Here is a 6,625-nt window from a genome sequence, read left to right on the forward strand (position 1 = left end):
GCCCCGAGCCCAGCGAGCCCCGAGCCCAGCGAGCCCCGAGCCCAGCGAGCCCCGAGCCCAGCGAGCCCCGAGCCCAGCGAGCCCCGAGCCCCAGCCCCGAGCCCAGCGAGCCCCGAGCCCAGCGAGCCCCGAGCCCTTGCGAGCGTCCACTCAGCATTAGTCAAGCATAAATGAAACGTTTTCTTCGTGCAACTACTGTGACTATTCTGCTATTTATGGCGGCGCTAGGAGCGAGTTCGAGTCCTGCACTGGCTTCCGATTTAAAATCTCCGACTCAGGGGGCATCCCTTTCTTGGGGATTTACTTCAGAAAAGTTCGCTAACCGCCCGCGTCATATCGCGGGCTACACCATCCATGCGAAGCTCCGCATGAGCGAACGCGATATCGGAGAGAAAGAAGTGAACGCGCTGGTTCGTTTCGGACCAGAGAGGGATCAATCAAGGAGATGGAACCTGGAAGATTATGGAGGCGGATACTCCATTCGCCGTGGTTATTAACGGGAGTGGCTGGGTCGTCACAGTCCACCCGGTGATTTGAGGGTGAAATGATTACCAAGCGAGAAGTGTCAGTAACGCTGGAACTGGATACGTCTGGCGATGTGGCCTACCTTCGTTTCGAAAGGCTGTCTGCGGACGATGCACGTCGAGTTCGCACAGCTTTAGTGGAAGATCGACAAGGCGTCATGTACGGAGCGTTGGATTTTGAGAACGAAGGAAAAGGCCGGATGGTAGGTCTGGAGATTCTGAACGCGTCGAAGCGGTTGCCGGGTAGATGGCTCAGCGAAGGCGAGAATGGGGAATGAAGAAGGCGGTAGGTGGACTGTTGGTTGCAGTGGGAGTCTTGTTGTCAATTACAGGCTCAGCCGCTGCGGGAGAGAGCAGGAAGGAGGGCTCGGGGCAGTCTTGTGTGGTGTATGCGCCGAAACAGTATGAGTGTTTCTCTAACAATGCCGAGGCGAACGCGGCAGCGGATGCTCACAGTGGAAACCGAACTCCCCAGGAGTATCAAGGAGGAGCGTTCGATTGCGCCTGGGGATGGCTGTGTCTGTACGGATCGACGGGCGGCAACGGTCGGCGGCTGATATTCAGTGACGAGCACTGGCACAGGCTGGATGATTATGGTTTCGGAGGGAAAGTGAAGTCGTGGAGAAACAATCAGCTTTGTCCAGATGACGGAATGCTCGGCGATGGGGTGGGAGGCGTACTCGTGCTAGAAGGGTGCGGCAGGACAGCAGCAATGGACCCGTATTGGTAAACAACGCTGCAATCCATGTGCATGGGTGAACTGTGCTGAGATCATCTCTCCGATGATGGGCTGAGCGGGTGGAGAGGTTCGAGCGGGACGGCTACTAGCGTCCCTTTCTCAATCAGGCAGGGCGGACCCCGATAGGGGTCCGCCCTGTTTGTGTGTAACGGGCTTGTCTTGGAGGTTCTTTCGGCCCTGTCCGTCATCTGGGCGGAGCCAGACCTGGCGGCCCACCGAATGCAAGGGTGGGGTGTCCCTTGCATTCGGTGGGGGGTCAGGTATCCCTTGTGGCAGATGATGGACAGGGCCGGGAGGACCGTAGCCCCTGTCCGGAGTCTGCCGGGGTTCGGGGCGGCGAGCGCCCGACCCCCGGAGGGCCCCCGGAGGGCCCCGGAGGGCCCCCGGAGGGCCCCCGGAGGGCCCCGGAGGGATTCCGCCGAAGGCGGAACAAAGAGCGAAGATCAAAGGCAGACGCTCGCCGCTGGGCAGGCTCCGGACAGGAGGACAAACCCGGCTGAATAGCACTCGGCTAGTGCACGGTTCCTCCCCCTGGAATCGGGGTTGGGGGCCTCCTGCCCATCACCTGCCCAAAGGGATACCAGACCTTTGCCAGGGGGCAACCCGAACCCCATGGGTTGCCCCCTGGCAAAGCCCTGGTCTGGCTACGCCCAGGTGACGGACAGGAGGCCCCCAACCCCTAGGGTGCGCCCTCCGGGCGCGCCCCACACACCGCGACCTCACGGCCACTCCATCGGAGCATGGACAGAGAAGAGGGGGTTGGTATACGGTGTGAAACACCTTGGAAAGGACATTGAAAACCCATGGCTAGTGCCATGGGTGAAAAACAGGGGTTTAAGCGGTGGGGGAGGGAGTTGACCTGCGGTTTCGTGGGGGGCCTTCCCGCCGCCACCGCGCGACACCTCACTCCCTCTGCTTCGCGACGAGGAACTGAGGTGTCGCGCGCGGCGGGGGGAAGGCAAGTCAACAAGATCAAAAACAAGATCAAAAACAAGATCAACAGACAGGGGGTTGGCAAGGGGGTGTGGCTGAGAGGGGCGTGCGGTACGTAGAGGGGAGAGAAAAAAGAGCACCAATGAAGGGGTAAAACCGAATGGCTACGCAGAAGGCAACGGCACACAGAAGGCCAGCGAAGGCGAAGCCGAGCAGGGCAGAGCCCCAGACAGACAGAACAGCACAAAACAAAACACAAGAACCCCATGCAGGGGCAGTGACCAGAGCATGAAGCAGAACATGATCCAGATAGGAGGCCAGGCAATGCCAGAAGAAGCACAGCCGAAACGAGCGAAGCGAAGCGACGCCGGAACAGCCCGCAGGACAGCACGAGATGCCGAACTCATGGAGTGGATGGCGCACATGTACGGTACGCATCCCCATGGACCTCCTCCAGCACCACCTGAACGTCACAGAAGAACGAGCCCGGCAGATTGTGCGGCGTTGGGAACAGGCGGGCTGGGTCAAGCGTGACTACGTCGACGCGGGATCAGCCTGGGTGTGGCCGACAAAGGCAACCACAGATCAATTCCTAGGATGGAACGCGCGGGAATGGAAACCCCGCCCCACTACAGCGGCACATACCCGTGCAGTGGCGGCAGTCCGGGCGCGCCGAACAGGGTTCGCGTTGGACCGGTGGGAATCCGAGCGAAGCCTATGGCATGAACACGGCTGGCGTCTCAAAGACGAGGAATACCCACACATGCCAGACGGAGTCGAGATTCTAGAGAACGGAAACCGCGTGCTGATTGAGGTCGAGCTGACGGCAAAAGCTCGAACTCGGTACCTCTCTAAGGAGAGAGAGTCGGGAACAGGTGGGGTGAACTTGCATGACGGGTTATTGCCAGAGATTCAAAGGAGAGCACGGGATTTGAACTGTTCAGGTATCGCCTATTGGTGTTCGCCGGTGGCTTTGCCGGTGATCGAGGATGTGACGAAGGAGTACAGCGTTCGAAGCGAGATTCAGATGAGGAATTCCCCCAATCCGCAACGATTGGGAGAGAAATTCCAGTTTCATGTCAGAAGCTTGGAAGAGGAGGTTCCTGCATGGCAACCGAAGGGTTGGGTTCGGCGCCTGAAGGTAGGTGGAGAGTGATGGAGTGGCCAGCATGGGCGCAGGGAAGTATTGCCGGGATACTTCTCGCGGCGATAGTCGCGGCGGGAGTGGTCTTGCTGCCGGGGATCATCCTGGGTGCTGGGATCGTGGCGGGTGCTTCGTTGAAGGGATGGCATCCGTCCCGGCTGCGGAATGTGTTCTTCGTGGTGCTCGGGGCGAGTGTGATTGCGGCGTGGTGGGTCGATGACTGGTTCGCGCCACTCACAACAATGAAGACGGCCATCGAGCAGGCGTGGGCGGGGATGTGGTGGCACGCATTCGTGAATGCGACCGGTGGCACGTTGCTGCTGTCGTGCTTGGGGCGTGGATATGGTGGCACCGCTATACGCGGCGGATGCGATCCGGAAAGGAAGGAGTGAAGGGTGAGCGGCATGTGTATCGGCAACAGAAGCGCCAGGAATGGAATGCCAGGCTGCGGGCGAAGCATGAGATCACACCACTATCGAGAGGGCAGAGAGTGATCCTGGGTCACAAGTATGAGGACGTGTATCCGCATCCGGAGCTGTTGGGACAGGCGGTGGGGAAACGGAACGCACCATATTTTGATGTTCCAATGGAACGGATTAAACGGCATATGGCGGCGGTGGGGTCGACGGGGTCGGGGAAGTCGACGACGTTGATCCGGCTCAGCTGCGGATGGACAGAAGCCGCGTGGAGCACCTACCGGGAGTCGAGCCAGTCCCTATCTGGCTCGGGGTCCCGGGACGTGTACTCCACGCGGCCACTGACCATCTTCGTCGACTGCAAGGGTGGTCGCCAGGGTGGGGACCAGGCGGTGGAATGGGCCGAGGAGATGGAGGCCCTGGGCCTGGCACCGGCGCGGGTCGGGATCTTCCCGTTCGTTGACCGGCTCAACATGTGGCGGCTCCCCCCACGCCAGCTCCAGGCGTCCCTACACGCCCTGGCGAAGACTGAGCATCGCTTCTATGACGTGCTGCAGCGGGGTCTGCTGCACCTGCTCATCGATGCGCCGGAAGAAGGCCCTCCGTCTGACTCGGTGGCGCTGCTGAAGCGGCTAACGAAGAAGTGGCTGACGGAGACCTGGGAGAAGTACCCGGTGGAGTCGGCTGCTGTGCGGGCGTTGACGGCGTCGTCGGGGTCGGGGCCGTCACCGTTGGCGGCGGACCTGATGCTGTTCAGCGAGTTGTTCCGGGCGCTGGGGGACGACTTCGACGCCGGGCGGCCCCTCACTGACTTCGATGCCTTGTATGTGTTGGTGCCGGGTTCGATTGACAGGGTTGTGGCGGAGGCGAAGGCAGCGGTGCTGCTGGAGCTGCTGATGTATGAGTTGTCGCAGCAGCCGCGGCAGACGTTGTTCATCGTGGATGAGTTTTCGGCGATCACGGGGAAGCTCACCGGGAGTCTGACGAATCTGGTGGAGCGGATTCGGGGGATGGGCGGGGCTTGCATCCCGTCGGCGCAGTCCTATTACGGGTTCGGGGACACCGAGGACGAACGAGAACGGCTCTTGTCGGCGATGGGTGGGGGAATGCTCATCGGCCGGACGGAGGCGGCGGAGCCGCTGGCGAAGCGGTTTGGGTCTCGCAAGGTCGGTGAGGCCGGGTTGCAGTTGTCGGAGTCTGAGTTCACGGGAACCGGGAGTCTCCGGCGGCAGGATGCCTATCTGTTGGACCCGAACCGGGTGCGGCAACTCCCCGACGGGCATTGGATTTATACGAACTCGGAGAAAGTTACCTACGGGGTCGTGAAGCCGGTGGATAAGACGAGGAGGCTTCCGAGCAAGGTTATCACCGGGTCGGCGAAGCGGAATCTGCTGGTGGCTGGGCATGCGAAGCAGCCAGTCGCACTGCTCAAGGGCCGGGACAAGACTCTGGAGGAGCAGATTCCGGGGTGGAAGAAATGAGCACCCTGTCCCGAGGCGGCTGCGCAACGCCTCAAAGTCTCACCTGCGGCGAGCCCCCAGGTCCTGCACTCCGCCTACCGGAAGGCAGCCAGGGAGCACCATCCCGACATCGGTGGTTCGAAGACGGACTTTCAGGACATCTGCGATGCCTACACCTACCTTCTTTCCGAAGCGTGGGTGGACACTCCAGAAGAGTCACGGGAAAACCCAGTGCCGGGCATCGGGCCGGTGGTCTGGGTCCGCAGCAAGTTCACCCTCCTCGCAATCGTCATGGGGATGGTCGAGGCGGCGGTGCTCATCCTGATCCCCTTACTCTTCGGGGTCCCGTTCTACGGGGCTGTCACAGTCCTGGTCGCGGGCGCAGTGATTATCCGTCTGGCCTATCTCGCGATAGGTCGACCACTGAGTAAGAAGACAGGCCAGGAAGCAGTGAACAGTGATCCAGGATGGGATACTGGACCACTCCCCACGATGACGGCTGAGCGGGTGGAGAGGTTCGAGCGGGGCGGTTACTAGCGTTCCTTCTCGGCAGAGCAGGGCGGGTCTCGTAGAGGGCTCGCCCTGCTTTGCGTGTGGATCGCGCAATTATTGTGTTGGAGGCTTCCGTTGAACGGTCGGGCTCTGGGCGGCGCGGCGGGCTGGGTGGACCTGGCGGCGGAAGCGGCGTCCTCGGTGGGGTCGGGGTCGGCGCTCGGTGCAGGGCTCGCCCTTCACCGCTGAGCAGGTGGGGCAGTAGGCGGTCCCGATCTCCCAGGGGACTCGCATGCCTCGGTCGATAGCCACGACGCCACTCTAGGGCTGGAGCGACACCCCGTGTGAGCTGCGTAGATACACAGATGCCCCCGCCGGGGCGGGGGCATCTGGTTCACTGTGAGCTGAACACAACACAAATGAATGGTCAGGGTAGCGGCCAGACGCTCCCGGGCACCAGCGACACGCTCGTCACGCTCCCAGATGCATCGAGAACTGGGTAACCAAACGTCCCGGCCCAGGGTCCGGTCCCTCAGAAGGTAAAAACCTGCAGCTGGACCAGATCAGCAGCAGCCGTTGCTCCACAGGATGGAGCGGAACACGGCAGGCCCAGGCTGACCCCCGCAGAGGGGGTGCGCATCGGACGTGTTCAACGCAGTAGCCGATGCGACAGACTGACTGGACATCCCGCCCTGGGGCATCAGTAACGCGGTGCCCGGGACACGCGACCGAAGCAACCGACCGACGGCAGAACAGCCGCGACCGTTCGATCCGAGTCTCCCCCCTACCCGGTCAACCTTGCGCATCCGCGCGCCGTTGACCGGGTAGGGGGGGGGCTCCCTTCGCTGCCCTCCCTCCGGCAGGGAGGACAAGCTCCTACGGAGCCCAGCGAGCCCCGAGCCCAGCGAGCCCCGAGC

The 6,625-nt window shown here is 61.9% G+C and carries 7 protein-coding genes and 1 pseudogene; all 8 read left to right on the top strand.

All coding sequences use genetic code 11. The annotated features are described in order from the left end of the window. The first annotated feature begins 170 nt into the window (after nt 1-170). The 8 genes and pseudogenes from KPL59_RS34030 (at nt 171) to KPL59_RS34065 (ending at nt 5,753) form a co-directional block, all read left to right on the top strand. Nucleotides 171-497, top strand: a complete 327-nt coding sequence (locus tag KPL59_RS34030; protein WP_226363252.1) for a DUF4258 domain-containing protein — start codon at nt 171-173, stop codon at nt 495-497. A 65-nt stretch (nt 498-562) separates the two neighbouring features. Next, nucleotides 563-802, top strand: coding sequence for a DUF2283 domain-containing protein (locus tag KPL59_RS34035; protein ID WP_226361021.1), 240 nt, complete (start codon nt 563-565; stop codon nt 800-802). After that, entirely contained in the window at nt 799-1,254 is a 456-nt protein-coding gene (locus KPL59_RS38065; protein ID WP_226363253.1) for a peptidase inhibitor family I36 protein, read from the top strand. Before KPL59_RS34035 ends, KPL59_RS38065 begins: the two co-directional genes overlap by 4 nt. A gap of 1,384 nt (nt 1,255-2,638) precedes the next feature. Next, the gene (locus tag KPL59_RS34045; protein WP_226363254.1) at nt 2,639-3,352 is read left to right on the top strand and encodes a hypothetical protein; all 714 of its coding nucleotides are present in this window, start codon (nt 2,639-2,641) and stop codon (nt 3,350-3,352) included. After that, nucleotides 3,352-3,732, top strand: a complete 381-nt coding sequence (locus KPL59_RS34050; protein ID WP_226363255.1) for a hypothetical protein — start codon at nt 3,352-3,354, stop codon at nt 3,730-3,732. The genes KPL59_RS34045 and KPL59_RS34050 overlap by 1 nt, the downstream gene beginning before the upstream one ends. Nucleotides 3,733-4,079: 347 nt before the next feature. Further along, entirely contained in the window at nt 4,080-5,237 is a 1,158-nt protein-coding gene (locus tag KPL59_RS34055) for a TraG/TraD/VirD4 family protein (protein ID WP_226363256.1), read from the top strand. A 42-nt stretch (nt 5,238-5,279) separates the two neighbouring features. Continuing rightward, nucleotides 5,280-5,390, top strand: a pseudogene (locus KPL59_RS38070) (J domain-containing protein); the annotation flags it as partial. A gap of 24 nt (nt 5,391-5,414) precedes the next feature. Further along, entirely contained in the window at nt 5,415-5,753 is a 339-nt protein-coding gene (locus KPL59_RS34065; RefSeq protein ID WP_226363257.1) for a hypothetical protein, read from the top strand. Nucleotides 5,754-6,625 lie beyond the last annotated feature (872 nt).

The sequence above is a fragment of the Pseudonocardia sp. ICBG1142 genome, assembly GCF_020496255.1.
GTDB lineage: Bacteria > Actinomycetota > Actinomycetes > Mycobacteriales > Pseudonocardiaceae > Pseudonocardia.

Bases quoted from the DNA above. Each gene is read 5' to 3' on its own strand.
- KPL59_RS38065 (WP_226363253.1), top strand. From the start codon at position 799: ATGAAGAAGGCGGTAGGTGGACTGTTGGTTGCAGTGGGAGTCTTGTTG.
- KPL59_RS34030 (WP_226363252.1), top strand. From the start codon at position 171: ATGAAACGTTTTCTTCGTGCAACTACTGTGACTATTCTGCTATTTATG.
- KPL59_RS34050 (WP_226363255.1), top strand. From the start codon at position 3,352: ATGGAGTGGCCAGCATGGGCGCAGGGAAGTATTGCCGGGATACTTCTC.
- KPL59_RS34045 (WP_226363254.1), top strand. From the start codon at position 2,639: ATGGACCTCCTCCAGCACCACCTGAACGTCACAGAAGAACGAGCCCGG.